The sequence below is a fragment of the Bacillus sp. P4_D3 genome, assembly GCF_056401855.1.
Map to the genome: position 1 here is coordinate 1 of NZ_JBFUIN010001039.1, position 914 is coordinate 914.

Annotated in this window: 2 protein-coding genes; both read left to right on the top strand. The window is 37.7% G+C overall.

Features of this window, described 5'->3' with window-relative positions; genetic code table 11:
* The coding region (locus AC1DTM_RS28995) for a patatin-like phospholipase family protein (RefSeq protein ID WP_477001543.1) at positions 1 to 294 on the top strand (294 nt) is incomplete at its 5' end.
* Positions 287 to 914, top strand: a 628-nt coding sequence (locus tag AC1DTM_RS29000) for a PDZ domain-containing protein (RefSeq protein ID WP_477001544.1), incomplete at its 3' end; no start/stop codon positions are given. The genes AC1DTM_RS28995 and AC1DTM_RS29000, both read left to right, overlap by 8 nt.

The following is a 914-nucleotide window of genomic DNA, read 5'->3' on the forward strand; positions in this document are numbered from 1 at the left end:
GATTTAGGGGCTGATATTGTTATTGCTGTAGATGTATCTCCAATTAAGGTGAATGGAGAGGTTACATCGATTTATGATGTGATTATGCAAAGTATTGAAATTATGCAACATGAACTTGTGATGAATCGGCAAATAGCATCAGATTTAATGATGCGGCCAGCAGTAGAACAATTTAGTTCGCGTGCTTTTACACATATTGAAGACATCATTCGGGTCGGAGAAGTGGAAGCAGAAAAACACATTTCAAACATTTATTTACTAATTGAGCAGTGGAAGGAGAAACATAATGTTTAAGCGTTTTCGGTTTATATATGCAATTTTAATAGGGGTTATATTGGCGATGCTACTTGTTTATGTGCGTTTGCCATACTTTGTGACAAAACCAGGTATGGCCGCAAAATTAGCGCCGTACGTGCAAGTTGACGGTGGTACTAAAGAGTCTGGTGATTTTATGCTTGTCACTGTCTCAATGGGGCCTGCAAATGTTGTGAACTTAATAGCCGCGCAATTTAATAAATATACACACATTTCGAAGGCGGAAGAAATATTGCAAAAAGGTGAGAGTGATGAAGAATATCAATTTCGTCAAGATTATGCGATGAAAGATTCACAAAACGCTGCAATTTATAATGCATATAAACGTGCAAATCGCTCTGTTTCTTTTGAAAATAAAGGTGTACTAGTGGCTGGTGTAGCAAAGGGTATGCCGTCAGAAGGAAAGCTTAAGCTTGGAGATGTTATAGTAGCTGTCGATGGAAAAATATTCGACAAGACGGAACAATTTATTGAGTATATGACAGGGAAAAAAGAAGGGGATACAGTAAATATTGAATACAAGCGGGGCGGAAAACAGTTTAAAGAAAATTTAAATGTAAAGACAATCCCTAATGGGAATGGACGTGTCGGTATAGGGG